The sequence below is a fragment of the Microcoleus sp. B4-D4 genome, from assembly GCF_036705185.1.
Taxonomy (GTDB): Bacteria; Cyanobacteriota; Cyanobacteriia; order Cyanobacteriales; family Microcoleaceae; genus Microcoleus.
Window position 1 is genome coordinate 50755 of the sequence record NZ_JAUBTX010000026.1, and the last position, 25804, is coordinate 76558.

Annotated in this window: 26 protein-coding genes and 1 pseudogene; 13 read left to right on the forward strand and 14 right to left on the reverse strand. The window is 46.8% G+C overall.

From position 1 onward, the window contains the following. The first annotated feature begins 75 nt into the window (after nucleotides 1-75). A complete protein-coding gene (proB, locus tag QUB13_RS18980; RefSeq protein WP_333383422.1) occupies nucleotides 76-1185 on the forward strand; it encodes a glutamate 5-kinase in 1110 nt (369 codons plus the stop codon). A 114-nt stretch (nucleotides 1186-1299) separates the two neighbouring features. Here proB and QUB13_RS18985 read toward each other — a convergent pair whose 3' ends face one another. Together QUB13_RS18985 and QUB13_RS18990 are read right to left on the reverse strand one after the other, a co-directional pair. Next, nucleotides 1300-1494, reverse strand: a complete 195-nt coding sequence (locus QUB13_RS18985) for a hypothetical protein (RefSeq protein WP_333383425.1) — start codon at nucleotides 1492-1494, stop codon at nucleotides 1300-1302. Nucleotides 1495-1512: 18 nt separating this feature from the next. Next, nucleotides 1513-1761 carry a hypothetical protein gene (locus QUB13_RS18990; protein ID WP_333383428.1) on the reverse strand — a complete coding sequence of 83 codons (249 nt, stop codon included), beginning with the start codon at nucleotides 1759-1761 and terminating at the stop codon, nucleotides 1513-1515. A 153-nt stretch (nucleotides 1762-1914) separates the two neighbouring features. On the opposite strand from QUB13_RS18990, the gene ndk reads away from it, so the two are divergent. From ndk to QUB13_RS19010, 4 genes are all read left to right on the forward strand, one after another. Continuing rightward, complete coding sequence (ndk, locus tag QUB13_RS18995) at nucleotides 1915-2364, forward strand: nucleoside-diphosphate kinase (RefSeq protein ID WP_333087106.1); 450 nt, start codon at nucleotides 1915-1917, stop codon at nucleotides 2362-2364. Nucleotides 2365-3223: 859 nt separating this feature from the next. Beyond that, nucleotides 3224-3388: a hypothetical protein gene (locus QUB13_RS19000; RefSeq protein ID WP_333087105.1), complete on the forward strand. Its 165-nt coding sequence runs from the start codon at nucleotides 3224-3226 to the stop codon at nucleotides 3386-3388. After that, complete coding sequence (locus tag QUB13_RS19005; RefSeq protein ID WP_333383432.1) at nucleotides 3389-3601, forward strand: hypothetical protein; 213 nt, start codon at nucleotides 3389-3391, stop codon at nucleotides 3599-3601. 164 nt (nucleotides 3602-3765) lie between these two features. After that, the gene (locus QUB13_RS19010; protein WP_333383435.1) at nucleotides 3766-5445 is read left to right on the forward strand and encodes a bifunctional lysylphosphatidylglycerol flippase/synthetase MprF; all 1680 of its coding nucleotides are present in this window, start codon (nucleotides 3766-3768) and stop codon (nucleotides 5443-5445) included. Between the two features lie 310 nt (nucleotides 5446-5755). Here the strand turns inward: QUB13_RS19010 and QUB13_RS19015 are convergent, their stop codons facing one another. From QUB13_RS19015 to deoC, 5 genes and pseudogenes are all read right to left on the reverse strand, one after another. Then, nucleotides 5756-6982, reverse strand: a complete 1227-nt coding sequence (locus QUB13_RS19015) for a glycosyltransferase family 4 protein (protein WP_333383438.1) — start codon at nucleotides 6980-6982, stop codon at nucleotides 5756-5758. Between the two features lie 26 nt (nucleotides 6983-7008). Then, complete coding sequence (locus tag QUB13_RS19020) at nucleotides 7009-8580, reverse strand: MFS transporter (protein ID WP_333383441.1); 1572 nt, start codon at nucleotides 8578-8580, stop codon at nucleotides 7009-7011. 212 nt (nucleotides 8581-8792) lie between these two features. Further along, nucleotides 8793-9668 carry a DNA repair protein RecO gene (gene recO / locus QUB13_RS19025; RefSeq protein WP_333383444.1) on the reverse strand — a complete coding sequence of 292 codons (876 nt, stop codon included), beginning with the start codon at nucleotides 9666-9668 and terminating at the stop codon, nucleotides 8793-8795. A 126-nt stretch (nucleotides 9669-9794) separates the two neighbouring features. Next, nucleotides 9795-10160, reverse strand: a pseudogene (locus QUB13_RS19030) (four helix bundle protein). 151 nt (nucleotides 10161-10311) lie between these two features. After that, entirely contained in the window at nucleotides 10312-10989 is a 678-nt protein-coding gene (deoC, locus tag QUB13_RS19035; RefSeq protein WP_333087095.1) for a deoxyribose-phosphate aldolase, read from the reverse strand. A 398-nt stretch (nucleotides 10990-11387) separates the two neighbouring features. Here deoC and QUB13_RS19040 point away from each other — a divergent pair, with 398 nt between their 5' ends. Further along, nucleotides 11388-11750: a hypothetical protein gene (locus QUB13_RS19040; protein WP_333087093.1), complete on the forward strand. Its 363-nt coding sequence runs from the start codon at nucleotides 11388-11390 to the stop codon at nucleotides 11748-11750. A 107-nt stretch (nucleotides 11751-11857) separates the two neighbouring features. Here the strand turns inward: QUB13_RS19040 and QUB13_RS19045 are convergent, their stop codons facing one another. Then, nucleotides 11858-12004 (reverse strand): hypothetical protein, encoded by a 147-nt coding sequence (locus QUB13_RS19045; RefSeq protein ID WP_333383447.1) that lies wholly within the window; start codon nucleotides 12002-12004, stop codon nucleotides 11858-11860. A gap of 72 nt (nucleotides 12005-12076) precedes the next feature. On the opposite strand from QUB13_RS19045, the gene QUB13_RS19050 reads away from it, so the two are divergent. Next, nucleotides 12077-13099, forward strand: coding sequence for a tetratricopeptide repeat protein (locus QUB13_RS19050; RefSeq protein ID WP_333383450.1), 1023 nt, complete (start codon nucleotides 12077-12079; stop codon nucleotides 13097-13099). A 94-nt stretch (nucleotides 13100-13193) separates the two neighbouring features. Here the strand turns inward: QUB13_RS19050 and QUB13_RS19055 are convergent, their stop codons facing one another. Next, a complete protein-coding gene (locus tag QUB13_RS19055) occupies nucleotides 13194-13988 on the reverse strand; it encodes a hypothetical protein (RefSeq protein ID WP_333383454.1) in 795 nt (264 codons plus the stop codon). Nucleotides 13989-14275: 287 nt separating this feature from the next. Between QUB13_RS19055 and QUB13_RS19060 the strand changes: the two genes are divergently transcribed. Beyond that, on the forward strand, nucleotides 14276-14425 hold the full coding sequence (locus QUB13_RS19060) for a hypothetical protein (protein ID WP_333383457.1): 150 nt from the start codon (nucleotides 14276-14278) through the stop codon (nucleotides 14423-14425). Between the two features lie 355 nt (nucleotides 14426-14780). Here the strand turns inward: QUB13_RS19060 and QUB13_RS19065 are convergent, their stop codons facing one another. Both QUB13_RS19065 and QUB13_RS19070 read right to left on the reverse strand, forming a co-directional pair. After that, nucleotides 14781-15503 (reverse strand): pyridoxine 5'-phosphate synthase, encoded by a 723-nt coding sequence (locus QUB13_RS19065; RefSeq protein ID WP_333383460.1) that lies wholly within the window; start codon nucleotides 15501-15503, stop codon nucleotides 14781-14783. Nucleotides 15504-15586: 83 nt separating this feature from the next. Continuing rightward, complete coding sequence (locus QUB13_RS19070; protein ID WP_333383463.1) at nucleotides 15587-16366, reverse strand: nucleotidyltransferase domain-containing protein; 780 nt, start codon at nucleotides 16364-16366, stop codon at nucleotides 15587-15589. 269 nt (nucleotides 16367-16635) lie between these two features. On the opposite strand from QUB13_RS19070, the gene QUB13_RS19075 reads away from it, so the two are divergent. Then, on the forward strand, nucleotides 16636-17496 hold the full coding sequence (locus QUB13_RS19075) for a Tab2/Atab2 family RNA-binding protein (protein ID WP_333383466.1): 861 nt from the start codon (nucleotides 16636-16638) through the stop codon (nucleotides 17494-17496). A gap of 77 nt (nucleotides 17497-17573) precedes the next feature. On the opposite strand, the gene QUB13_RS19080 is transcribed toward QUB13_RS19075, so the two are convergent. Then, entirely contained in the window at nucleotides 17574-17762 is a 189-nt protein-coding gene (locus QUB13_RS19080; RefSeq protein ID WP_333383468.1) for a hypothetical protein, read from the reverse strand. On the opposite strand from QUB13_RS19080, the gene QUB13_RS19085 reads away from it, so the two are divergent. From QUB13_RS19085 to QUB13_RS19100, 4 genes are all read left to right on the forward strand, one after another. After that, the gene (locus QUB13_RS19085; protein WP_333383471.1) at nucleotides 17755-19050 is read left to right on the forward strand and encodes a TldD/PmbA family protein; all 1296 of its coding nucleotides are present in this window, start codon (nucleotides 17755-17757) and stop codon (nucleotides 19048-19050) included. The genes QUB13_RS19080 and QUB13_RS19085 overlap by 8 nt on opposite strands. A 704-nt stretch (nucleotides 19051-19754) precedes the next feature. Then, nucleotides 19755-20711: a GDSL-type esterase/lipase family protein gene (locus tag QUB13_RS19090; RefSeq protein ID WP_333383474.1), complete on the forward strand. Its 957-nt coding sequence runs from the start codon at nucleotides 19755-19757 to the stop codon at nucleotides 20709-20711. A 419-nt stretch (nucleotides 20712-21130) separates the two neighbouring features. Further along, on the forward strand, nucleotides 21131-21265 hold the full coding sequence (locus QUB13_RS19095) for a hypothetical protein (protein WP_333383477.1): 135 nt from the start codon (nucleotides 21131-21133) through the stop codon (nucleotides 21263-21265). Between the two features lie 59 nt (nucleotides 21266-21324). Further along, entirely contained in the window at nucleotides 21325-22398 is a 1074-nt protein-coding gene (locus QUB13_RS19100; RefSeq protein WP_333383479.1) for a tetratricopeptide repeat protein, read from the forward strand. Between the two features lie 100 nt (nucleotides 22399-22498). Here the strand turns inward: QUB13_RS19100 and QUB13_RS19105 are convergent, their stop codons facing one another. Both QUB13_RS19105 and QUB13_RS19110 read right to left on the reverse strand, forming a co-directional pair. Next, nucleotides 22499-22735 (reverse strand): hypothetical protein, encoded by a 237-nt coding sequence (locus tag QUB13_RS19105; protein WP_333383482.1) that lies wholly within the window; start codon nucleotides 22733-22735, stop codon nucleotides 22499-22501. 237 nt (nucleotides 22736-22972) lie between these two features. Further along, nucleotides 22973-25804: calcium-binding protein (locus QUB13_RS19110; RefSeq protein WP_333383484.1), on the reverse strand; the 2832-nt coding region annotated here is incomplete at its 5' end.

The following is a 25804-nucleotide window of genomic DNA, read 5'->3' on the forward strand; positions in this document are numbered from 1 at the left end:
AACAAACAACAAATAACAAACAACAAACAACAAATAACAAACAACAAACAACAAATAACAAACAACAAACAACAAATGACTCAAACTATTGTTATCAAAATAGGAACTTCGACACTGACTCGATCGACTACCGGAAACTTAGCTCTCTCAACTATTGCTGCATTAGTCGAAATATTAGCAGGTTTGCGGCAGAGCGGCCATCGAGTAGTTTTGGTTTCTTCCGGTGCGGTGGGCGTGGGTTGCGCGCGCTTGGGTTTGACGGAACGCCCGCGAAATATCGCTATGAAACAGGCTGTGGCTGCCGTGGGCCAAGGGCGGCTGATGCGCGTGTACGATGACTTGTTTACTACTCTACAACAGCCGATCGCCCAAGTATTGCTCACTAGGGGCGATTTAGTGCAGCGCAACGGTTATGTTAACGCTTCCAATACCTTTGGGCAACTGCTGAAGTTGGGCGTGATTCCGATCGTCAACGAGAACGATACTGTAGCGGTAGACGAGCTCAAATTTGGCGATAACGACACGCTTTCGGCGCTAGTAGCGAGTTTGGTAGAAGCAGATTGGTTGTTCGTGCTCACAGATGTCGATCGGCTGTATTCTGCAGATCCGCGCAGCAATCCCGACGCGCAGCCGATCGCCCTAGTCCAAAGTATGGCACAGCTCACAGAATTGCAGATCAAAATAGGAGATTCCCGCAGCGGTTGGGGAACCGGCGGAATGCTAACAAAAATTGAAGCAGCCAGAATCGCCACAGCATCGGGAGTGCGGACAGTCATCACAGACGGCTGTTTTCCTGGTAATATCGAGAAAATACTTAACGGAGAGTCGATCGGCACTCAATTCGAGCCGCAAACTCGCCCTGTAAACGCTCGCAAACACTGGATAGCCAACGTGCTAATTCCAGCAGGAAAACTGTATTTAGATGCGGGTGCTGTCAAAGCAATTTCCCACGGCGGAAAATCGCTGTTAGCTGCCGGAATTTCTCAAGTAGAAGGAGAGTTTCAAGCAGATGATTCCGTGCAGTTGTGCGACGGAGAAGGCAAACAAATTGCCAGAGGACTTGTGAATTATAGCAGTTTAGAAATGAGACAAATTCAGGGATGCAAGTCCGATAAAATCGCAGAAATTTTAGGCTATGCAGGCGTAGAAACAGCCGTACACCGAGACAATTTAGTAATAGTTTAATTAAGTCATTAATTATCGGGGCGGGTTTAGTGGAACATCCCAGAAAAAAGCGACAAAACAAAGGCAAAACCCGCCCGCCCCATCGCAGATTTATTGGCACTAACAATCTCAGATTTATTGATACTCAAAAGCGCGATCGAACGCAGAAATCGAAGATACTTGCAGCACAGTATTGCAAGAATTTGTTTTGCTGTGTCCGAATAACTCTTTCATCGCTTCAGTAAATAATTCAAATACATCTTGTGCTAACTCTAAAGCCGCTTCACCTTCGGAATAAGTAACTTCCATCTCTGTCAAAACTTGCAACATTTCAGGTATATTTACAATCTAATGACTTTCCCAACCCACATAACCTCCTTCAAAATAAACATATTCTTTGTTAGTAGCTTCTTGTAACTCCATTACCACAGCTAGCGCCGCCTCGAAAAAAAACGTAGCAGTTGCTTCCAGGACTTCGACTACAACCAACTTCTGAAGGGGAGAAGCTTTCCAAGCATAGCGTTCTAGCACCGAACAAAGCGATCGCATTTTTTGAATTTCTTCACCCCAAAGCAGCCGGAAGTCGCCATAACTCATTCAAACGAAGCAATCTTAGTCTCGCCGATTGCTTAGTTCCTCGCAATGACACTTCTGTCTAAAATAACAATTTGCTCTTCCCAGAATTGCCATTGGGTACATTGTGAGCTACTCTATCTTTTGGATCGGTTAAGAAAATAATAGGAGTTAATCTTGGAACGGACTTTTTTAGCGATTAAACCCGACGGCGTACAGCGCGGACTCGTCGGCGAAATTATCAGTCGTTTTGAAGCCAAAGGCTTCACGCTAGTCGGGATGAAGCTAATCACGGCGAGTCGCGAACTAGCCGAACAGCATTACGCCGTGCACAAAGAAAGACCGTTTTTTGCGGGACTGGTAGATTTCATCACTTCTGGGCCGATGGTGGCGATGGTGTGGGAAGGCGAGGGCGTGGTAGCGTCGGCGAGAAAAATCATTGGCGCTACAAATCCTCTGAATTCTGAACCGGGGACAATTCGCGGCGATTTGGCTGTGAATGTCGGCCGCAACATCATTCACGGTTCTGATGCTGTGGAAACTGCGAACCAAGAAATTAGTCTCTGGTTCAAATCGGATGAATTGAGTAGTTGGACTCCTTGCTTGAGTCCTTGGATTGTGGAGTAGTTTTGATATTCTCCCGATTAATCATCGGGAGATATTCTAAGTTTTAATCAATATAAAGCCGGATTTATATAGAAACCGAATTTTTTCCTAAATCCCCGAAACCGGGTTTGTTTCGAGATTTATAGCGTTCAGCGGAAAATCTCATAGAAACCCGGTTTCTCGCTACGAAGCGATAGAATTTGACGCACTTAAATCCTAGAAACCGGGTTTGTTTCGAGATTTATTGCGTCTCACCGAAAATCTCATAGAAACCCGTTTCTCGCTACCCAATGAATTAAATTCGAGCGCAAATCAGCGATTGTCAACCGCCATTCTCCAATTCGCGGGATGGTGGAAATCGAACAGGCGCAGTTGAGCGGGGAACAGGGAGAAAGGGAACATCAGGGCGATCGCGAACAAATACAATTATCAGAGAAATGGGTTTAAAACCCCATCCTTTTAGGACGGCTTTAATTTCTTAAATTCCTTCCTAAAAATCAGGGAGTTCCTAGTGTCTGTGGTATACTAGAATAGTCAAGGTTAAACTCGCAACGCCCTCGTGAAACAGGGACTCAGACACACTTTTAGGCGTTAATCGGGGGACAAAGAGCGGCGAAAACTCGCCATACAGCTAGAGGCTTAATACAGTCTCACAACCAGAAAAACAAACAATTTACTTTTGTTAGGTAGGGTAGGGCATACCCAAACTCTAGGTCAATATCCTAGTACCATGAGTGGAGATAGACCCTCTGGGGTGGCTGCGAATCAGACTCGTTAATTGGTAGGATTTCTACGGTTAAAAGGTTTGAGTATTGCCGTAAGGACGTAACACTTAAAGGTCAGTCGCTGAATTAAGAATCCCCATCCTTTAGGTTGGGGAGTGTCAAACAAGCAAAAGGAAGAAGAGCAGAAAGATCGCGATCGAGATAAAATGATAAAAAGCGCGATCGCCAACTTGAGAATATCATCTTTTTTGTCGGAACTGCGATCGGCGGCGGCCAAATCTTTTCAGCAGCCTATCCCTAACCAAGGATACACCCATTAAATGGCAACCCGATTCTTCCCTCCCGCTTCACCCCTTCACCGCGACGATTATCTGGAGTTTGCTTTTCGGTTTAGGATTGGGCGGGCTGATATTAGTTATGCTGTGGGTGGTAAGGAAAATATTTCCCAAGTCGTAGTCGCAGCTAAGAAAAATATTGCCCAGGTAGGGGCGACTTCACCAACAATCTTTAATTCCCACCGACAATTTACATAAACCCGCCCCCACCCAACTACGAACCTAAATAAAACTCATCAAACAAAAAAATCGGCTTTCTTACCAAAACCAGCCTACCCCGAACACAAATCACAATCGCGATCGGCGATTGCTTTCATAATATATCCCTAGGGCAAATGTTATTAAAATTATTAAGGTGAACAGTGTTATCCCGAAAAAATAGGATTGGACTATGGACGGCATCGTTTTTAACTGGATTAGTAGGAATTATTAACCTGCTATCTGCCGTAACTCCCAGTTTACCCGATCGCCGAAATTGGCTGGAACCGTTTTTTCCTTTTACCGTCCGTGCAGGTAGCCATTTTTTTGCAGCCGTTATCGGGTTTATGTTGCTAACTTTGGCTGCTAATTTGTTGCGGCGCAAGCGGATTGCTTGGTTGTTGACTGTGGGACTGTTAAACGTTTCTATCGTAGTTCATTTAGTTAAGGGATTAGATATTGAAGAAAGTTTGCTTTCTGGGGTGCTGCTATTGCAATTATTGGTGATGCGGAAGACATTTACCGCTCAATCCGATCGCCCTTCAATTGCTCAAGGAATCCGCGTTTTGGTAGGCGCTTTGTTATTTACACTCGCTTACGGTACGGCTGGTTTTTACATATTGGACGGGCGTTTTGAAGTTAACGAACGAGCAGTTAATTTCAATTTGGACGATGCTTTGTACCAGACTTTCGCTATGTTTTTTACGGCGGACAATGCGGGTTTGGTTCCGAAAACTCGGTTTGCTAACTTTTTCGCAGATTCGATTTATGCTGTCGGTGCGGTAACGCTTGGTTATGCACTTTTGATGCTGCTGCGGCCGGTGCTGCTGCGAAATTCGGCAAGTATTTCGGAACGCAATAAAGCTCAGGAAGTTGTAGCAGAATACGGGCGGACAACCCTAGCGAGACTGGCGTTGCTTGAGGATAAATCTTATTATTTTAGTGCTTCGGGAAAAAGTACGATCGCCTACGTGCCCAAAGGTAGAGGCGCGATCGCCCTCGGAGACCCCATCGGGCCGGCCCAAGACCGCAAAGAGGCAATTCTGGGGTTTCAAGAATTTTGCGATCGCAACGATTGGTATCCAGCATTTTATCAAACTTTGCCCGACGATTTAGAAATGTATTCTACTCTCGGTTTTCGAGTATTACAAATTGGTGAAGAAGCGATTGTAAATCTCAAAAGATTTACTCTCAAAGGCAAGGCAAATCAAAACTTAAGAACTGCGATTAACCGACTGAAAAAAGCAGGCCATCGTATCGAATTTTACGAACCTCCTTTAAGTTTGGAATTGATGCGACAAATGAAATCTGTTAGCGACGAGTGGCTGCAAATGGTTCAGGGTGCGGAAAAACAGTTTTCTGTGGGTTGGTTTGACGAGGCATATTTGCAGAAAACGCGCGCCGTAGCGATTCACACTCCCGACGGTAAAATTAGTGCTTTTGCGAATATGATCTCTGTGGGTAATAATGCGATCGGAGTTGATTTAATGCGGCGGCGCACCGAGGTAGAAAATGGCACGATGGAGTGTTTGTTTGCTTCGATGTTGCAGCACTGTCAAGAATTGGGCTATGCAGAATTTGATTTGGGTTTGTCGGCTTTGGCGGGAGTCGGAGAAGAGGGTAAATCCGGGCGGTTAGAAAAGGTTTTGATTTATCTTTCGGATCACTTGAGCAAGTTTTATAATTTTAAGGGATTGCACAGTTTTAAAGATAAGTTTGGGCCGCGCTGGGAACCGCGTTATTTTGTTTATCCAAGTTTGGGAAGTTTGCCGGATGTTGTGGTTGCTTTGATTCGGGCCGATTCGGGCGATAGGCTTTTGGATTATTTGCGTCCGGGAAGTTAGGCAATTTTAGATTGAAGATTGAAGGTTTTAACGCAGCAATTACCAACAAATAGGAGCAGTTAACTGGTTCCGAGGCTCTGCCTGGGAACCCATATAGCGGTTCTCAAAAAAGTGAGGTCTGCCCTATGCCCTATGCCCTATCCCGGATAGTACCTCATATGAGAGCAGAGAAAGGCTATATCACTCTTGCTCTGCCTCGGCTGGAGAAATCGAACGGACATGATATGACCAATGACTACTGACTAATGACTACTGACTAATGACTACTGACCAATGACTAATGACCAATGACTAATGACTAATGACTAAGTTATGCCAAGCCCCGCAACGGCACGCGCTGCTTCTGCAAAACCTCTGAGTACAGCTTTTCTAGCTCAGTAATATTCTGACTGAGAGTGTACCGCTCGATCGCCCGTTGGCGTGCTTTTTGGCCAAGCAGCATTCCAAACTCAGGATGATCGCAAAACAGCGGCAGCAAAGTTTGTAACTGACTCCGCACCCGCTGAGTGTTCAAAACTATCCCCGCCCCTTCCTCCAAGGCTTCGCCGTCAGCACCGGCATCCGTTGCCAAACAAGCTAAACCGCAGGCCATCGCTTCCAGCAGCGACAGCGACAGTCCCTCCACCAAAGAAGGCAAAATAAATACATCTGCACCGCGCAGAATTTCGATCCGGCGCTCCTCCTCGGCGACAAATCCGAGCCACACAATGCCCTCCTCTTCGCCGTAGGACAGTTGCAGCGACGCGGCTAGGGGCCCGTCGCCCACGATAGCCAATACGTTACCAGGCCCAAAATTACAGTGTTTCCAAGCCTTCAGCAGAGCCTCGACATTTTTCTCCGGCGCAATCCTGCCTTGGTAGACAAAAAGTCGATCGGCCTTTAACTCCGACTTCAACCCCGAAGGCCCAGGAGAATACTTCGTCGCGTCTACTCCGTTGGGAATCACGGCTACCCGTTCTTGCGGTACTCCCAACTTCATCAAAATTTCCCGCTGAATGTAAGAAAATACGATCGTCGAGTCGTAGTGAGCCAAAAACGGAGCGTAGAGTTGATACATCAGGTGTTGGGTTCCCGATGTCAAATTCCGCAATTTGCGATCGAACGGCGGGTGAAAAGTCGCCACCAAAGGCAAATTCAATTCTTGACAAATTTCCGGCAGCAGAAAGTCTAGAGGCGAAAGCGTCAGGGAAGCGTGAACAACATCGGGTTTCAGCCTCCGCAAAGATTTCATCAACACGGTGCGGGATTTGAGAGTCGGAATCGTATAAATTTGCGATTTGTAGTGACAGGGTAAAGAAACTTCATTGCAACTCGCCGGCGAGAGCGAATTGGTAAATGAAGTTTGAGCAATGGAAGCTCCCCATTTCCCATTTGCCATGCTCCACGCTGTATTGTTCCTGTCCAGCGGGCCGGCTTCTTGGGCAAAGTGCAGGAAACTTACCTGGTATCCCCGGTCTAACAGTGCGTTGGTGACTTCCCTGGAGTAAGTGACGTTACCGCAAAAAGGTGATTTTTTTCCTAGCCAAGCGATGTGCATTCGAGTAAATCAGAGTTTGTTATTTTTTAGATTCGATCGACTTTGCTATTAGTGCTACGGAAAATATACCAGGTTAAGACACCGCCAGCGATCGCCAATCCAGCCAAAGCCAAAAACACAGCAGGTAAACCCAGAAATGTTTCCGCTACTCCCGCCAAAGCTAATGGTAAACTCAAAGCGATATTAGTGGCATTGTTTTGCAGCCCGAAAACTTTTCCCCGCATTTCTTCTGGGGTTTCTGATTGAATTGTCGTCTGCATCGGCACTCCTACCAATGAGGCAAATAAACCCAACATGGTAATAAAAAGCACCGAGATCCACAAATGGTGTGTAAATGCAGAAAGGCCCAGCAGAGCAAGTGCCATCCCAACCGATCCGATTAAACTCAGTTGGGAATGAGAAAGTTTGTGACCGAGATAGCCGACAGTCGTCGCCCCAACAGCCATCCCCACGCCCACCGCAGCCAGCAAAAAGCCAAATTGCGACGCTTTCATACCGGGCAGCATTTCTGCCAGCCGCACCGCTAGAACTGCCAAGGCTGCAAAAATGGAAAATAGAATAATTAGTTGAATTAAAGCATTGCGGACTTTCGGTTGATCGTTGATGTAACGCAGGCCGTCTTTTAAATCTGCTAGGGGATGCGGCGGTTCGTGTTCGGCTTCGTTTTTTTCGCCTGTTTTCATCAACAGCAACAGCACTCCGGCGAAGGCGTAACTTCCGCCTACTACTATTTCTTTGCCGATGCCGATTCCGCCGCCGAGGTTGGTGAATAGGGTGTCGGCTAAAGCTAGTAAGGGTTCTCCGACGGCAAAGCCAATAATCACCGAACCCATCATGGTGGTGGTATAAAGGGAGTTTGCCGATAGCAGGTGGCGGCGTTCCACAATTAGCGGAATCACTGACTGTTCTGCTGGGGCGAAAAATTGAGTTAGGGTCGAAACTAGGAATGTTACTAGCAGCAGCAAGCAGAATCCGAGCGGCAGTTGACCGATTTCAAAACCGTCTGAGAGCCACAGCAGCAGGGGTAATGCTAGTACGAAGCCTCCCCGCAGCAGGTTTGTGGCTACGAGCACGGCTTTTTTCGGCCAGCGATCGACATACACGCCTGCAGCGGCACCGAACAGCACTGCGGGTATGGTAAAGGCGATCATGATTGCTGATACCCATCTGCTGATGCTTTGATCTGGCGCTTGAAACCGGCTGGCTACGAGGGCGATCGTCAGTACGAGATAAACTTTATCTGCTAGTTGGGAGAATATTTGTCCGCTCCACAGTGCTAGAAAATTGCGGTTTTTGATGACTGGCAAAAATCCTGTGCCTTTTTCGGGAGTTTCGCTAACTGTTTCCGATATTTCTGCTGCTGGCTCTGCTGTTGGCTGCGGGGGGATTGCTGCGGGTGGTTGGCCGTTACTTTTGCTCGCGTCTGTTTCTGGATTTGTCAGATATTTATCCATTTCTGGGTGTTGGGCGTTGCTCCATTGTCGATCGGCCAAAACAGGCTCAGACTGAAAATCTGGACAATTTTCTCGTTCTTCCATCTTGTGGTTGGTCGCAGCTAAAATAGATGTTCTCAAATCAGAATCGGACAGTCGCATCATAGGATTGGGGGGTGGCTCGCTGGGGATGGTTCAGGGTTGGGGATGTGAAGTTCAAATTGAGTTTTTTAGCTCCTAAATTTAATAATTTATAACTTGATCTATTATCTAATGTTGCGAGAATGTTGGAAATTTACCTGAAATTGCCGACAGGTTCGGATATCCGCCGGCTCGGGGTGCTGTACGATCGCCCGTTCACTTCTTTAACCTAAAATTTAAAACTCAAAATTCTCTAAGTAAGCGTCGATCGAGCTTCCCGATCGAATCGTGCAACCTAAATGATACTGGGCATACTGTCGCAAAATATTTTCGACAGATACCCAAGCTGCGCGATCGGCAATCCCCTCTTCTAGTTCTGCACTACCCAACTGTTGCAGCGCTGCTAATTCCTTAGCATTTATATGGAAGTTTGTCAAGTGTTTGCTGTCGCTTGTTGGCCGGGAACGGGAAGCGACTCTGTAGGATCTGCCAATTTCAGAGGATAGTTCAGCTTCTAAGTTAGCTAATTCTGGCAAGCTAAAGGTTCCCCCAGAGGGTATACTAAAGCCGGTTTGCCAGTTCGGATCGCTGAAATTGGGGGCGATCGGTTGTCTGGTGGTGCCGCAGACTTGGACTTGGGGCGCGAGGCCTGCTAGGGCGAGCAAGTGAAAAATACCTTGGGCGAGGTGGGCGATGAGGACGGCGGCGGATTGGATTTCGGTGCGATCAGACAAACGCTCCAAACGGCTTAAGTGTTCGCCCAGCAAAAAGAAGAGGTCTTCTTGGGGTTCGTCGGAAAGGGCGCTGGCGATCGCCAATTCGGCCAGATATTGTGCGGCTGCGAGTTTTCCCAAGTTGCGGCTCAAACCCGGATAGGATTCGACGGTGGACGCTTGGGTAATTTTGTCGAGCGATCGGCCTTTAGCAATTAGCAATTCGTTGACGACAAATAACTCGCTTCTACCGCCAATGCTCGATCGCTGTTTGCGAACACCGGGCGCTACAGCTCGAATCAAGCCGAATTCCCGTGTCAAAACTGTCAGCAGGCGATCGGATTCGCCGATCGGTGCACTCTTAAGATTAATACCAGTTGCTTTGTAAGTTCGGGTCATTTGTTAGTTGACGGTTGACTGTTGGCTGTGGGCTGTTAACTGTTGACGGTTGACTGTTGGCTGTTGACTGTTGAGTGTTGACTGTTGAGTGTTGACGGTTGACTATTGGCTGTTGGCTGTTGGCGGTCAACCTTTAGCTTTTTGTTTTAGTGAGTTAAGATAGGCATTAAGTTTGGGTGAAAGTTCATTCAATAACGGATGCAATCGATCGCTCTGTTCTTGAGTTAAAAGATTACGAGCATAGGCAAGTCTTAACCAGTGCCTTGTTTCGTTTAATGAACCTCGTGCAATTTTCACAAAGCGCTAATTATCCTGATAGCTATGGCGTCCATGTCCTTCTGCAATATTAGCACCAACACTATCAGCCGATCTGACGATTTGTTTGCCCATCGTATCCTTCGTAAAGTAGTCCCATTCTTTAACAATAAACCATATTTGATTTGATATTTTTTCGGCTAATTGATATACTTGTAACTGTTGGAAGTTCTCCATATTAACTCCTTTAAACAATTAATCACCAATAAATACAAATCAACAGTCAACAGTCAACAGTCAACAGCCAACAGCCAACCGTCAACACTCAACAGTCAACAGTCAACAGTCAACAGTCAACAGTCAACAGTCAACAGTTAACAGTCAACAGTTAACGATTATCCAAATTATCGCGCTGGCGGAGTAATTCCGGGCCACGAGAAGTCCCCAAACGAGTAGCACCAGCTACTACCAAATCTATAGCTTGTTCGTGAGTACGAATTCCTCCGGCCGCTTTAATCCCAATCCGTCCCTTAGTAACTTCCTTTAGCAGTCGCACATCGTCAACTGTCGCCGCCCCAAAAAAGCCAGTGTTAGTTTTGATATAAGCCACACCAGCTTCCATACAAATTTCAGCCGCTAACTGTTTTTCCGCATCAGAAAGCAGCGAACTTTCGATAATTGCTTTGATGGTGAGATTAGTTTCTTCGCAAATTTGGGCTAATTCCCGATGGAATTCATCCATTCTTCCAGCTTTTAATAATCCTAAATTAACAGATACATCTAACTCTACAGCTCCATTATCTGCGGCTTCTAGAGCTTCATAAAGTTTCACCGTTGAAGTAGAAGCACCCGTGGGAAAACCGATCACAGTACAAACTTTTGGGCGTTTGTCGTGCAGTAGCTCAACAGCTTGTCGGACGTAGGATGGATAGACGCACACTGTCACAAAGCCAAATCTATCTGCTTGTTGGCAAAAGTGTTCTACTTGCTCTGGCGTCGCAGTCGGGTCGATCAGGCCGTAGTCAATCAAGGGGGCAATATCGATGTCTGACTGGTTTGCAGCCATTATTGTTATTTATCCTAAGTAACTACTTCCTTATTATGTAGCCAATTTACCAATCCTTGACCTTCATCAGCCCAGGTACAAGCCACCGGATTCATCCGTGAGGTCAGTTTCTTCAATTTTTCAATCTAAAATCGATCGACTTGCGGGGCAGACTCGATCGAGCACAAATACTCAATTCGCTGCTCGTAACAAATGTTTTGGGAATTAGTTGCTCTATTTATTACAATAAAATAAATTTTAGTATCTGCCTTTAGATACATTTTTAATCTTTCTTTGGGTATACTTTGTTAAAAGGAGTTGCGGTAGAGGCTGCGTCAGCAACGCTAGGGCAGAGCCCGATCGCAGTCACTGTTTTTACTCTGAGTAGTGCTTTAAAAACTTAACAGCCAGTGCTAAGCATGAATCATTTAGAACTCGAACAAGAAATTGGGAAGATGGCTAGGGCGATGATGACTCGCAATAGCTTAATTGGTAAAGATTTGATTGCCGATCTCAGAGAGCGGATTTCTGTTGAAAGTGTTGCTGCTTTGATGATTGTCAGTATTGAACGTTTGATTTGGTCTGACTGCGAGTCGGTGATCTGGAGTTTGACTTATTTGATTCCTGCTGACGTGATGGAAGAAATTCGCCGGATTACGGCGCTGATAGTTTGTCAGCGGTTGATGGGCAAGGGTTTTGTGCTGGGGAAGGATTTTAGTATTGATGCTGCTGGCAGGTTGTTGTTGAGCGAGACTGCTCAAACAGCGGTTGTGCTTGCTTGAATTTGGCAAGCAGAGGTTGGAGCCGCCAGCACTGTGGAATTTTCACTATTTCTGTAACTGCAAACCTAATTCGCGATGCCGTAATAGTTGCTTGACTCGCGCAGATTTCAGATTCGCAGCAGCTCCAACCAGCGATGAGTGTGGTTAGCTAAAAGAGCTTTTCGTCTTGGGAAAGTAGTTAGTTTCGATCGCAAATAGTTGAGGTTGTTACCGGCGGTTTGTACGGGCGATCGCCCTGTATCAAAATTTTCCAAGTTTTAGTGGAATTACAGTTTAACTCTGCAGATTGTTTGTGTAAAATCATCCCTAAGATAGATGCAAATATTATGAACTTAATCCAAAACTTGGAAGCGGCTTGGTATTATCATTTGGGTTCGCGCCTCCTCGAAGCTAACGATCGCGATGGTGCTCTGGCTAACTTTAACAGAGCTTTGAAGTTGCAATCGGATCATTATCAGGCTTGGTTCGGGCGAGGCATGGCTTTGGGCAACTTAGAACGGCACTTAGAGGCATTAAAAAGTTTTGATGAGGCTTTGGCGCTGCAGCCGAATGCGAGTTTTGGCTGGCACAACCGAGCTATTGCTTTAGGAAAGTTGGGCCGCCCTTGGGAGGCACTCAACAGTTTTGACAGGGCTCTGGAGTTCAACCCCTGTTCGGCGAGTATTTGGCACAACCGAGGATTGACGCTGATCGATATGGGGCTTTTCCATAAGGCTGTTCTGAGTTTCGATCGCTCTTTAAGTTTGGAGCCAGAGGTTGCTGGGGCGTGGTACAACCGAGGTAATGCTTTGTTGGAACTCAAGCTTTACTATCAGGCGCTCAACAGTTTCGATCGGGCGATCGAGTTTAACCCAGACGATGCGAATGCTTGGTACAATCGCGGTCTAGCTGCTAACTCAATGGGACTTTACAAACAAGCAGTGGCTAGTTTTAGCCGAGCGATCGCTCTGAAACCGGGCGGAACTGAAGCTGTGGGCGAACGCAGGGTAGCTTTGGCGAAATTAGTCGGTTTCAATCATAAAAATAGTAAGTTTACTCCCACATCAGAGTGTGGTTTTGAGGATTATTTGATTTGGTACAACCGGGGTGTGGAATTTGCGCGAAAAGGCTCCTACTCGGAGGCAATTGCTTGCTACGAAACAGTCTTAGAAATTAATCCTGATTTTGCTAATGCTTTTTACAATAAAGCTTGTTGTTATGCTCTACTGGGATTTGTTGATTTAGCCCTTGACAATTTGCAGCGGGCTGTGGAGTTTATTCCTAATTTATACCGAGAACTAGCTTTGGCTGATTCGGATTTAAGCTGCATTTGGAAACAAGAACGTTTTGCAGCGCTGATCCGAGGTTAGTTTTAAATAAAAAATAGCTCGCCGGTGGGGCGAGCTTTTGTGGCCGGGCGACGGAAATTCGATCGCCCACAAAGAGTTTTTTTGCCATCTCGATCTAACGTACAGAAACTTTGATGGAGGGCTTGACTGGCCTTTTGGCAACTACTAGCACTTTGTAAATGCCGGATTCGGGAAGTTCAGCAAAAGTTTGACCTTCGCCTTGATCTAGGAGTTGTCCCGACGGAGATTCGATCGCCACACCGAGATTTTTGCTGTTAGCACTCACCCTAATTGTCTGTCCCTGTTTTCCTGGAACTGTGAGGGGCTGGACTTGGTAGCCGGACATTTTGAGTTTGACTGTGGCTTCTTTTTCTCCCAATGCGATGGGCATTGCGCGATCGGGCCTGTAAGTCCACTTGGCGTTAAAGTCGCGTCCGATTACGAAGCTGCTGGTTTCACCTTTCGGGGTGACTCGCAGGCGGTAGATTCCCGAGTCTGGTAACTGGCCGATCCACTGATTGTCGCTTTTTTCAATAACTCCCAGATTCTCGCCGTTGGGGCTGTAGAGTTCGGCTGTCAGTTGTCCCGCCCACAGCGAGAGTGTGAGTTCTCGTCCTTTGATGCCTTCAAAAATATAGGTGGTTGGTTGGTTGATGGTGGCTCGAATTTGTGAGGTTGACATTCGCTCGATCGGCTCTATCTTCGCAACTGAGTCAGATGTAGCTGGCATGGGATCGATCGGTTCTACGTTGGCAACAAAGGTAGAAGTAGCGGGTTGGTTAACGGTTTCTGTAATTTCCGAGGCGGCCATCCGATCGCCCGGTGCAATTTTTGGGGCTACAGGGCTGGCAAATACTGATTTTGCCGTCATCATTAGTAGCATTCCAGTCAGTAAAATTAGTTTTTTCATGTCACGCTTGCCAGGGGTAAATCAGTTGTATATGTTTACTTGTGTGGTGCTGTTTGCACCGGATTAAATTTGCCGATCGCGCGATCGGCGTCATCAGCATAGAGGATACAGCTAAATATTTCGTAATTTCACAAAAATTCGCGGTAGCAGATGGCCCTGCCGAAGCTAAATAGTAGCCTTGGTCGATCGGACATTTCCACCATATTCCCTACCCATAATATCATCGGATCGTCCTAGGAATTTGGCCAATAAAAATTCAAGCTTTTTCCCAAAAACTTGCTCAAAAAATGCCAACCATCAAAAAAACGCGGTGTCTGGGTTCCAAGAGAGGCTTTACTGCCAGAAAACAGCCCTTAACCCAGCGGGGGTTACAGCCTCTACTGTTAACTGGTGCGAGGGCGATCGGCTTTTACGGCTTGCACAGTGCGCCTTACTAACCCCAAACAACATAATTTGCTTGTCATATCAATTCCGGTTGCACTCCTCATGATGTTAACGGTTAACGGTTAACGGTTAACGGTTAACGGTTAACAGTCAACAGTGAATTTACTATTCCGATGAAAAGAGGATTTGATATCATATCATGTCCGGTCGATTACTATCACAAACACGGTTTGTAATGCGGACTAAAGTCCGCTTTCATGTTGCGAAGTTTAGTCCGCACTACGAACCTTAAGCGCGTGTGGCGCGAGCTAAAAACCAGAATTTTTAGGGTGCGGCAAGCCGCAATATTTAACACAAACGCAACGAATTATATAGAACCCGCTCTCTGCCACGCGAGGTTTACTCCCACTACGAATCAGAAAGGATTTTGAGGTAAGCTTGCACTGTATTGGACAATCCCATTTCTAGCGCTTCCGCAATTAAAGCGTGACCGATTGATACTTCTAGGATATCAGGAATTGAGCAAAATTCAGCTAAATTTTGCAAATTCAAATCGTGTCCGGCATTCACTCCCAAACCTACTGATTGAGCTGCTTTAGCTGCCAAGGCATATTGTTGCAAAACAGATTCTACTTTACCTTCGCGAAAAGCAGTTGCATAGGGTTCCGTGTACAGTTCTACGCGATCGGCTCCAACTTCTTTTGCTAGGGGCATGAGAGCAGGATCTGCATCCATAAACAAGCTGACTCTGATGCCGTTATTTTTTAATTTTTCAATAATTGGTAAAAGCCGATCGCGATTTTCGGGAATATTCCAGCCGCTATCGGATGTTAGCACGTCGGGAGCGTCTGGGACTAAGGTACACTGAGCCGGTTTGACATCGCAAACTATATCCATAAATGGCGGCTGAAACGGATTTCCTTCGATATTGAACTCGACAGTTAGCATTTTGGCTAAGTCGTAAACATCGGTAGCTTTGATGTGCCTTTCGTCGGGGCGGGGATGAACTGTAACGCCGTGGGCTCCGGCGGCAATTACTGTTTTTGCAGCGTCGGTAACACTGGGGATGCCGATGTTTCGAGAGTTTCTCAGGAGGGCGATTCTGTTGATGTTGACGCTGAGTTTTGTCATGGGATTGGAAGTTGCGGATGTTTGTTGATTTTTAATTTTAACCGCTGATGAACGCTAATGAACGCTGATTTTTTTTCCGGCTGTTAATTGGGTTGATTTGGATGGTTTTGCATCAGCTTTTCCGCAAGCGGTAAGGTTTCGGCAAAAATCGCCTCTGCTGTTTGGTGTTTTGCTGCTAAATCTTCTAGATTTGTAATGCAGAAAAGCGGTGCGGTGCGATCGACTATTTGGGACGGAAAATCTCGGCTAAAATATTTGAGTTGAAAGTCGTATCTGTGGGGACGATAAATCATGCCCAACAGTTCAACTAAGGGTAGAAGCGTCCAATTGTGATAGTTGCCGATCGCATCTACTAAATGTCCGCGATAAATCTCTTTTTTTACCAGAGGTTGCAGCAAATCGAAACGGATTTTTATTTCGTTGAAGCGGATTTGCATTTGGGCAAAATGCTGGTTTGTATCCAAATGAGCGGCTACAATTATATTAGCTTTATCAAAGGCGATAGGCACTTTTCCGTGTCTCTCGATTTCGAGAAAGTTGTTGCGGCTGCTGCGCCGGAAAACAGCAAAATCAATTAGCAAGAATTGCGGGGTTTCTTTGAGCCGCCAGAAGCACTGCGATTGACCGTGCCAAGCGGGTTCTGGAACTCGATATTTGAGTTCGATTTCGCTAATTTGTGCGAGGGCTTTTTCAACAATATCAAAGGTTTTTTCGACGCAGTTATCTGCAACGACAACTGCAATGTCGATGTCTGACCATTCGTCGGTGTATCCGTGGGCTGCTGAACCTCCTTGCCACAAAGCTAAAACAAAATCTAAAGGTTGTAGGGTGGAAACAATCTTTTCGAGAATGATTTGTCTCATGGAATTAAGCTATACTGTTGGTTTTCCCCGGGTTCCACAAGTTTAACAAATATTGCGGGTGGAGATTGCTGTGGCATAGTTGTGCTAGACATTGCTAATGTGTCCGATTGTGTGCTGCGGAAAATTATAGGGGAAGCTGCAAGCGAGAGTGGCAATTTTTGGGAAAGTACGATCGCCCGCTGCGAGAAAATCAGTCTTAAATTATCGCTCATCAGAAACGAGACCGCTGTCGGGTAGTATGAGAAAGGATTAATTTTTAACAGCGCGGCATGGCTACTATTTGGGAACTTGACTTTTACAGCCGTCCAATTATAGACGAGCGAGGAAAAAAGAAATGGGAAGTGTTGATTTGCGAAAGCCCGCTGAATGTAAGCGACAAGGCAGAATCTCTGTTTCGCTACTCGCAGTTTTGCCCGAGTACAACCGTGAATTCCCTGTGGCTGGCTGGCGCGATTAAAGATGCGATCGCCTCTGCACCGAAACGCCCCGAAAAAATCCGCTTTTTCCGCCGCCAAATGGCGAACATGATTACCAAAGCCTGTGAGGAGTTGGACATTCCCGCAGCCTCCAGCCGCCGCACCCTCGCCCTCAACCTGTGGCTGGAAGAACGGATGCAAAACGTTTATCCCGCCGAACCGGGCTATCAAGCCGCTCCCAACCCGAGCGTTCAATTTGTACCCGAAACGCCCGTGGCGCTGCCGGACGCTTTAATCGGCGAAAAATGGGCGTTTGTGAGTTTGCCGATCGCAGCTTTTGATGAAATGTCCGAGTGGGATATCGGATTTGGCGAAGCTTTCGGGCTACCGATGACAAAGCTGCCGCCTGAAACGCAAATTCCAGGGCTGATCGTCTATTCGTCGAGAGCAACAGCTTTGGCTGGTTGGATGTCGGGTTTGGAGTTGGCTTTTATCAAATTTGAGACTGGCCCGCCAGCTAGGCTGGTGTTAGATACGGGAGCTAACGATCGCTGGATTTTAGCTAATCTCAAAGACGCAGCAATTGAGAGAGAAGCAAAAGGATTTGAAGCGGCGAAAAAACAAGCAAGAAAAGTACATTTTTTAGCAATTCAGTCGAATCCAAAATCGGAATCCTTCGCCGGATTTTGGCTGCTGCACGAACTAAGTATTTAGTTAGTTGTTAGTTGTTAGTTGTTAGTTGTTAGTTGTTAGTTGTTAGTTGTTATTAGCTAATATTAACTGCTTAGTGCCTAATGCTTAATGTCAACTGCCAACAACCAACTGCCAACTGACAACTGCCAACTGCCAACTGACAACTGCCAACTGACAACTGCCAACTGCCAACTGCCAACTGCTTTCCTACCAACTGCCAACTGCCAACTGCCAACTGCCAACTGCCAACTGCCAACTGCTTTCCTACCAACTACAAAAATGACCAATCACCAATCAGCAGAACAACTGCTAGAATTAGCAACCAAAGCAGGTGCCGAAGCTGCTGAGGTATTGGAATCGCAATCGCTCTCGCGGCCGGTATTTTTTGAAGCAAACCGCCTCAAACAGCTAGAAACCGCCCAAGCAGAAGGTATTGCTCTGCGACTGTGGCGGGACGGGCGGCCTGGTTTGGCGGTGGCCTACGGGCCCGTGGAACCGCAGATTTTGGTCGATCGGGCGATCGCGCTTTCGCAACTAAACGAACCGGAAACCATCGAACTCGGCACCGGGGAAAAAGTTGTTTATCCCGATCTCGGAGTGTCGGTGCCGGCCGAACAGCTAGTAAACTGGGGAAAAGAGGCGATCGCGATCGTCCGCCAAGCCTATCCCGAAAGCCTCTGCACCGCCGAACTCGACTGCGAAATCGAAAGCACCCGCTTGCTGAACACATTAGGCTTGGATTGCAGCCACACCGACACCACCCTCAGCGGTTACTTGTCAGCAGAATTAGTGCGGGGCGAAGATTTCCTCAACATTTGGGAAGGCGAAACCGAACGCGGTACCCTCGACTTAAACACTAGCGCCAAGCGGGTTTTGCAGCGGTTGGAATGGGCGAAAGATAATGTTGCCCCCGCCACCGGGCGCGTGCCGGTGCTGTTTACAGCCAAAGCCGCCGATTTGCTGTGGGGGACTCTCTGTGCCGCATTGAATGGCAAACAGGTACTAGAAGGCGCTTCGCCTTGGAGCGATCGACTAGGCCAACAAGTGACATCGCCCCTTGTCACCCTCTGGCAGCAGCCGGATATCGGGCCCTATAGCTGTCCTTTTGATGACGAAGGCACTCCCACTCGCGCGATCGTCTTGATCGACAGCGGAGTATTGCAGCTATTTTATACCGATCGCACCACCGGTCGAGCCCTGGGAAGCGGCACCACCGGCAACGGATTTCGCCCTGGTTTGGGCAGCTATCCCACACCGAGTTTATTTAATGTTTTAATTAAACCAGGTTCCCTTTCATTAATCGATTTAATCGCTAAATTAGACGACGGAATTGTAGTCGATCAAACCCTAGGTGGCAGTGCTGGAATTTCCGGCGACTTTTCCATTAACGTCGATCTCGGCTACCGAGTCAAAAAAGGTCAAATAGTAGGCAGAATCAAAGACACAATGGTAGCCGGCAACGTCTACAGCGTCCTCAAACAATTAGTAGAATTAGGAGGAGACTCCGAGTGGAACGGTTCTTGCCACACACCATCTGTAATTGTAGAGGGATTGTCCGTCACCGGCAAAAACTAATCGGTAATCGGTAATCCAACTCTCTCCGAGTACGCGAAAGCTACAAATATTCACAGGAATTACGCATCAGCGGCAAAAAACCGGGTTTTTGGATAAAATAGTGCATCACAGCCTTTAATATCTGTGAAAAACCCGGCTTCTTTGATATTGATACGTAACTCCCATAGCGGTTATCAAGCGTGGTGAGGTATGCCCTATGCCCTATCCCGGATATAGCGGTTATCAAGCGTGGTGAGGTATGCCCTATGCCCTATAGCCTATGCCCTATGCCGCATAGTACCTCATCTTTCGCTTGAAAGGCTATAATTCAAATCCCAACTATGAGACTATAGACTCTCACGCACAGCCCAAACGATTAAACATCTCCTCGAAAAGCAAATCTTGAACAGACTTTTCGTGCCAGATTCAGAATAATTGTTAGAGAAGACTATTGAATAACATTGATGCAGCAGCAAACGAGATGACAATCCAATTATAGCGTAGTAAATTATCAACTCCCCAGCCCAATTGTCTCTTGCTACAACTGGTAAGCTGGAAAGCCCGCGCACCCGACAGATAACTCACAAATTATCTGAAAAGCATCTGCGTTGCATCTTTGTTGCATCTGCCTTTCATCTGCGGTTGAAATATCAATCGAGGAACTATAGAATCTTGTCTGTAGAAGTTCCGGCTAAATCCCGCACTATCAAAAATCTCAAATTTTTATGCGTATTTGTTTTATCGGCGATTCTTTCGTAAACGGTACTTGCGATCCAAAATGTTTAGGTTGGACAGGACGAATTTGCTCAGCAGTTTGCAAGCAAGGACACGATATCACCTACTATAATTTAGGAGTGCGGGGAGAAACCAGTACCGATATAGAAACTCGCTGGTTCAACGAAGTTTCTTGCCGTTTACCTCACTACTGCGACGGTAGAATAGTTTTTTCCTTTGGCGTTAACGACACTCACTTTGAAAATGGCAAAACTCGCGTCGCACTAGAAAAATCCATTGAAAACCTGCGCCATATTCTCAAATCTGCCCAAGAAACAGTACCAGTTTTAATGATTGGGCCGCCGCCAGTTATTGATGTCGATCGCACAATCAGAATAGCTAATTTATCTAAAGAGTTTTCCCAAGTTTGCAGCGAGTTACACGTACCTTATTTAGATATTTGTACCCCGCTCCAAAAATCAGAAATTTGGCTGCAAGAACTTGCCCAAAATGACGATTCCCATCCCCGTGCTGTCGGTTATGCGGAATTGGCTAGAATTATTCACAATTGGGAGAGTTGGAAAGATTGGTTTAAAAATATCACTGTGTCAGAGCGAGAGACAGTAACTCTGTTTAGAGCCGTCGGCAAAAAAGAAATGGAATTAATCAAAGAAAGCGATTTTTTGGCATTTCCGCCACGGCTGTCTTTTCAACCTATTTTTTATCCCGTACTACAAAAAGATTACGCGATGCAAATTGCGCGAGATTGGAATACTAAAGATGCAGCATCTGGATATTTTGGCTATGTAACTAAGTTTCGAGTTTTGGCTGATTTCTTAAACAAATATCCCGTGCAAACTGTCGGCAGTTCGAGCCATCAAGAGTATTGGATTCCTGCTGAAGAGTTGGCGCAATTCAATCGCAACATTGTCGGTAAAATTGAAATTTTTGCAGAATATCAACCGTAAAACAAGATAGGACTTAGGAATGGGCGATCGGAAAGCGGCTTTGTTGGCGAAATAGGGGTTTATAATTTTTAATTTCTGTAATGTTATGTCCGGTTGTAGGGGGTTTTGGAGTCCTCGGTTTAAGAGCAGATTGAAATCTGCACGCGCTATCGGTTCGTTTCCGGTAACATCGGAATGATTTAACCGGCGCTAGGGCGCAGAGAACACAGAGGAAGACAAGAGAGAGAGATGAATACAGAAGTATGAAGCGCGGATTTGATCTGACTCGATTTTGTAATTCCGATGCTACCGGATTTGATATTAATGGATCGGACACGATATAAAAATCCGGTTTCTAGACGGAGCGGATCGTTTTCGATAAAATAGGAGCAATGACAGATGTTGGATTTTAATCAATTTGAAGTTGTGAGTTTTGACTGTTGCGGCACTCTCATCTATTGGGAAAGCGGCATATTGCCAGTCTTGAGATAATTGCTGTCGGGCCGCGAACTCGATTTCAGCGCGCAATTTTAGAAATGCCGGATTTGAAAAGGTTGGTGGAGGCGATCGGGTAAATAAACCGCAGATTGATGTCAAAATAGTTGTTTAAAATTATAAAAGTGTGGAGATTACTATGAATTGCCAAATATTGACCGGATTGTTGACGGGATTAGTTGTTTCGAGTACCGCAAGTTTGATCGATTGTCAACCAAGTTATGCGAAAAATAATCAAATTTTAAGGGGGATTTCGATTAATTCAAATTTTAAATTGTTGGCTTCAGCAAAGGTGGATTTGGGGGTTGAGGTTGCGAGGGAGCTTGTGGCGGCAGAACCCACAGCCGAGGATTTGTATAATCAGGGTGAGGAGAAGTACAACAAAGGAGATTTTCAAGGTGCTATAGAGGCTTACGATGGAGCAATTAAGCTTAATGCTAATTATGTTGAGGCCTACGTTGGCCGAGGTAATGCCCGCGATGACTCAGGAGACAGACAGGGTGCGATCGCCGATTACGATCGAGCCATAAAAATTGACCCCAATAATGTCTCGGCCTACTACAACCGGGGTGTTACCCGAGCGAGGTTAGGAGACAATCAAGGTGCGATCGCCGATTACGATCAAGCCGTGAAAATTAACCCCAACAATGGCTCAGTCTACTACCACCGGGGTGTTATCCGAACGAGATTAGGAGACAATCAAGGTGCGATCGCCGATTACGATCAAGCCGTGAAAATTAACCCCAACGATGCGTTAGCCTACAACGAGCGGGGTAATGCTCGCTATATATTAGGAGATAAGCAGGCTGCTCTGGCCGATTTCAACGAAGCCTTGAAAATTAACCCCAACTATGCGCCTGCTTACACAAATCGGGGTAATGCTCGCGATGATTTAGGAGACAAGCAGGGTGCGATCGCCGATTACGATCGATCCTTAAAAATTGATCCCAACAATGATAATACCTACTACAATCGGGGCGTTACCCGATCGAGCTTAGGAGACAAGCAGGGTGCGATCGAAGATTACAGCCAAGCCGTTAAAATTAACCCTAACAATGCCCGTGCTTACTACAATCGGGGAGTTATCCGCTATGACTTAGGAGAGAAGCCTGGTGCGATACAAGATTTTCAAAAAGCCGCCAACTTGTATCAGCAACAAGGAAACACAGATAACTACCAAAAAACATTAAACATTATTAGAAGAATCCAGTAAATTTATATAACTCCGGGGCGAGTGCCGGTTACGCAAGTTCACAGCTTTGATGTGAGAAATATGCGCGCACCCGCCCGACAAAATTATGCTTGTTGCTTGTTTAACCGGACAGAAGCTCAATAAGAGTGCGATCGTTCAACTTGCAGCGACTTAATCCTCTTTTCAACTGCTGGGAAAGCGCGATCGCCCCTAGGAACTTACCTAAAGGGCGATCGAGCCTTGTATCCCTTACAGCACAAAGAATTACAATGATAGTAGAGAGCGATCGCACCGCGCATTTATCGCAGAAAATCACTAGACGAGCAATTGCCAAAATCAGAAAATACCCTGAAATCATCTGCGTCAATCGGTGTTGAATCTGTCCGATATCTGCGGTTTCTCTATCGAGATCGGACAGATGCAACTCAAGTCTACTTTAAGAGCGATCGCCCGCGACGCACCCATATCACAAAAATACTAAACTGGCAATTAAAACACCCTATCGATACAAAACAACGCAGATATTTTGTGACAATATCTGCGCCATTCTGCGTGCATTACCTGCGTGTATCAGCGGTAAACAATCCGCTCAAACCTAGATGAAAGTGAAATAAGGTAGATCGAGATTTAGATCCGTCACTCCTTGGACAGAAGCAATCAAATCATCCGACTGACCGGATTTTTTCAGGAAAATGCTGGTCACATTCCCCGCAACCGACAGCGAATAATCAGCCTTAACTCCCGAAAGGACGATCGCATCTGAAGCCGAATTAAAATCACTAATCACAGCATTACCATCACCAGAGTAGTAAATTTTGTCACTATCTCCCAACAAGAAACGGTCGCTACCTTCCCCGCCAGTCAAAGTATCAAACTCACCAACACCCGGATTAGTAGCACCCGGATCGATACCCACAACAGTATCATCTCCTTCACCACCGCTGACGGCATCATTACCGCTGCCACCGAGCAAATAATCATTGCCCAACTGACCGAAAATGCTGTCATCTCCAGCATCGCCGCCGAGAGAATCGTCACCCTTACCGCCAAAGATTAGATCGTTACCGTCGCCTCCCAAAACAACATCAAAGCCTTTATTGCCGTACAGCGAATCATTGCCGTTTGCGCCTAAAATGCCATCGTTGCCTTTACCTGCGTAAACAACATCATCGCCATTTCCACCATCGATAAAGTCATTGCCAGCATTGCCCAATAGCGAATCGTTACCGTCATCGCCACCGATGTTGTCGTTGCCGTCCAAACCGAAAATCGAGTCATTTCCAGTTAAACCGTTCAGCGCATCAGCTTGGGGAGTGCCGAAGTACAAATCGTTCAGCGGGCCGGTGCTGAAAGTCAAATCAACGGTAGTATTCGGAATCGGAATCGGAATGCTGGGCGTTAAAATTCGGGGGCCGCTAGGTGTTGGGGTAGTGGTGGGTGTAGGTGTGGGTGCGGGTAGAGGTATGGGTCGAGGTGGAGCAAAGCGAGAGAGAATAGAATTGCCCGACAAACCTCCCACATTTTCCACAAATCCGCTACCGGGAAGACTGCTGGTTGCAGAATCGAAGAAATTGAGAATTTCGATATCATCTGCGGCGTTTATTTTACCGTCTTTGTTGATGTCTGCTAGCAAGCTAGTACCGCTGCGGCCGACTCCAACCGTACCGGGACTGAGAGATAAAGCTGCGGTAACATCGGTGAGAACCAGGCTGTCATTACCAGTACCTGCTTGAATCTTGCTGCCGGCGGATGTTGTGGGGTCGAGGATAAAAGTGTCGTTGCCACCTCCACCGGTGAGGATGTCTGGGCCGCCGTTGCCGGTGAGGGTTTCGTCGCTGCTGCTGCCGGTGATGGTATCGGCGAAAGCAGTACCGATGATGACTTCGATACCATTGAGAGTATCAGTACCTTCGGCGATCGCAATTCCAGTCGCGAGATTGATATTAACAGGACTCGGCAGAGTAGCATAGGACACAGTATCGATACCGGCACCGCCGACAATACTATCATTGCCCAAACCGCCGTTAAGGGAATCATCACCATCGCCGCCGTCAAGAGTATCATTGTCTTCTCCGCCGAACAGAGAATCATTGCCGGCACCACCTAACAAACTATCGTTACCATCACCGCCGTCGAGAGTATCGTTGCCATCTCCTCCATTGAGAATGTCATCCCCCTCATAGGCCCATAGACTGTCGTCACCGGCACCGCCTAACAAAGTATCGTTACCTTCGCCAGCGTCTAGAGTGTCGTTACCATCACCGCCGTCGAGATAGTCATTGCCAATCCCCGTACCGAGAATTACCGTACCTTCTGCGTCGGCAACCGTAATGAGTTCGTCGCCTTCCAACAAGTCATCGCCAGCATTGCCGAACAGCGAGTCATTGCCTTGATTGCCTTCGATCGTATCGTTACCAGCCAATCCGTCAATGCTATCATCGCCACTGCCACCTGGAAGGAAATCAGGGCCCGGGGTTGCTTTCAGCGGGAAACTCTTGAGAATCGCGTCCCCTGAAAGGTTGCCGACTGTTTCGATAAAACCATCTCCTTTTTCAAGATTTGGTTCACCAAAGAAGTCAAAAATCAACAAGTCGTCAGCAGGTACAAATATCCCGTCTTTGTTGAGGTCAATTTGCAAGTCGGTATCGAATTCGCCGCCCCGCGTGACGCCTGCCGTACCGGCGGTCAAGCCGATCGCCAGTGTCACACCATTGAGCGTTAGACTATCGATGCCACTATCATCAGCAATAATGCTGCCCCCTGCGGAAGTACCATTTAACACGTAGAAGTCATTGCCAGTACCGCCAAATAGGATATCTGCACCGCCACCGCCTTCTAGGGTATCGTTACCGTCATCTCCGTAGAGTTCGTCGTTTCCAAGGCCGCCATTGATATTGTCATTATCTGCGCCGCCACTGAGTTCGTCATTGCCGTCACCGCCAGCTAAGGTATCGTTACCATCGCCGCCATCTGCGATATCGTTGCCAATACCGCCAGAAATAGAGTCATTGCCTTCGTAACCAAACAAAGAGTCATCGCCGGCATCTCCTGTGAGGGTGTCGGAACCGTTTCCGCCTAAAACTGCGTCGTTACCGTCGTCGCCGGAGAGCAAATTATTGCCCAATTCGTCGTCTAGGAAGTCATTTCCTGCACCGCCAAAGAGGCTGTCATTTCCTGCGCCGCCATCTAAGTAATCATCTCCGGTATTGCCTGAGATGGAGTCATTACCTCCCTCACCGAAAATTTCATCGTCACCTCCGAGGCCGTCGATGGTGTCGTTTTGCGGACTACCTTCGATCGCATCATCGCCGACAGTACCAAGTATTTCACCTGGAGTTGGAGTAGGTGTTGTTGGAGTAGGTGTTGTTGGAGTAGGTGTTGTTGGAGTAGGTGTTGTTGGAGTAGGTGTTGTTGGAGTAGGTGTTGT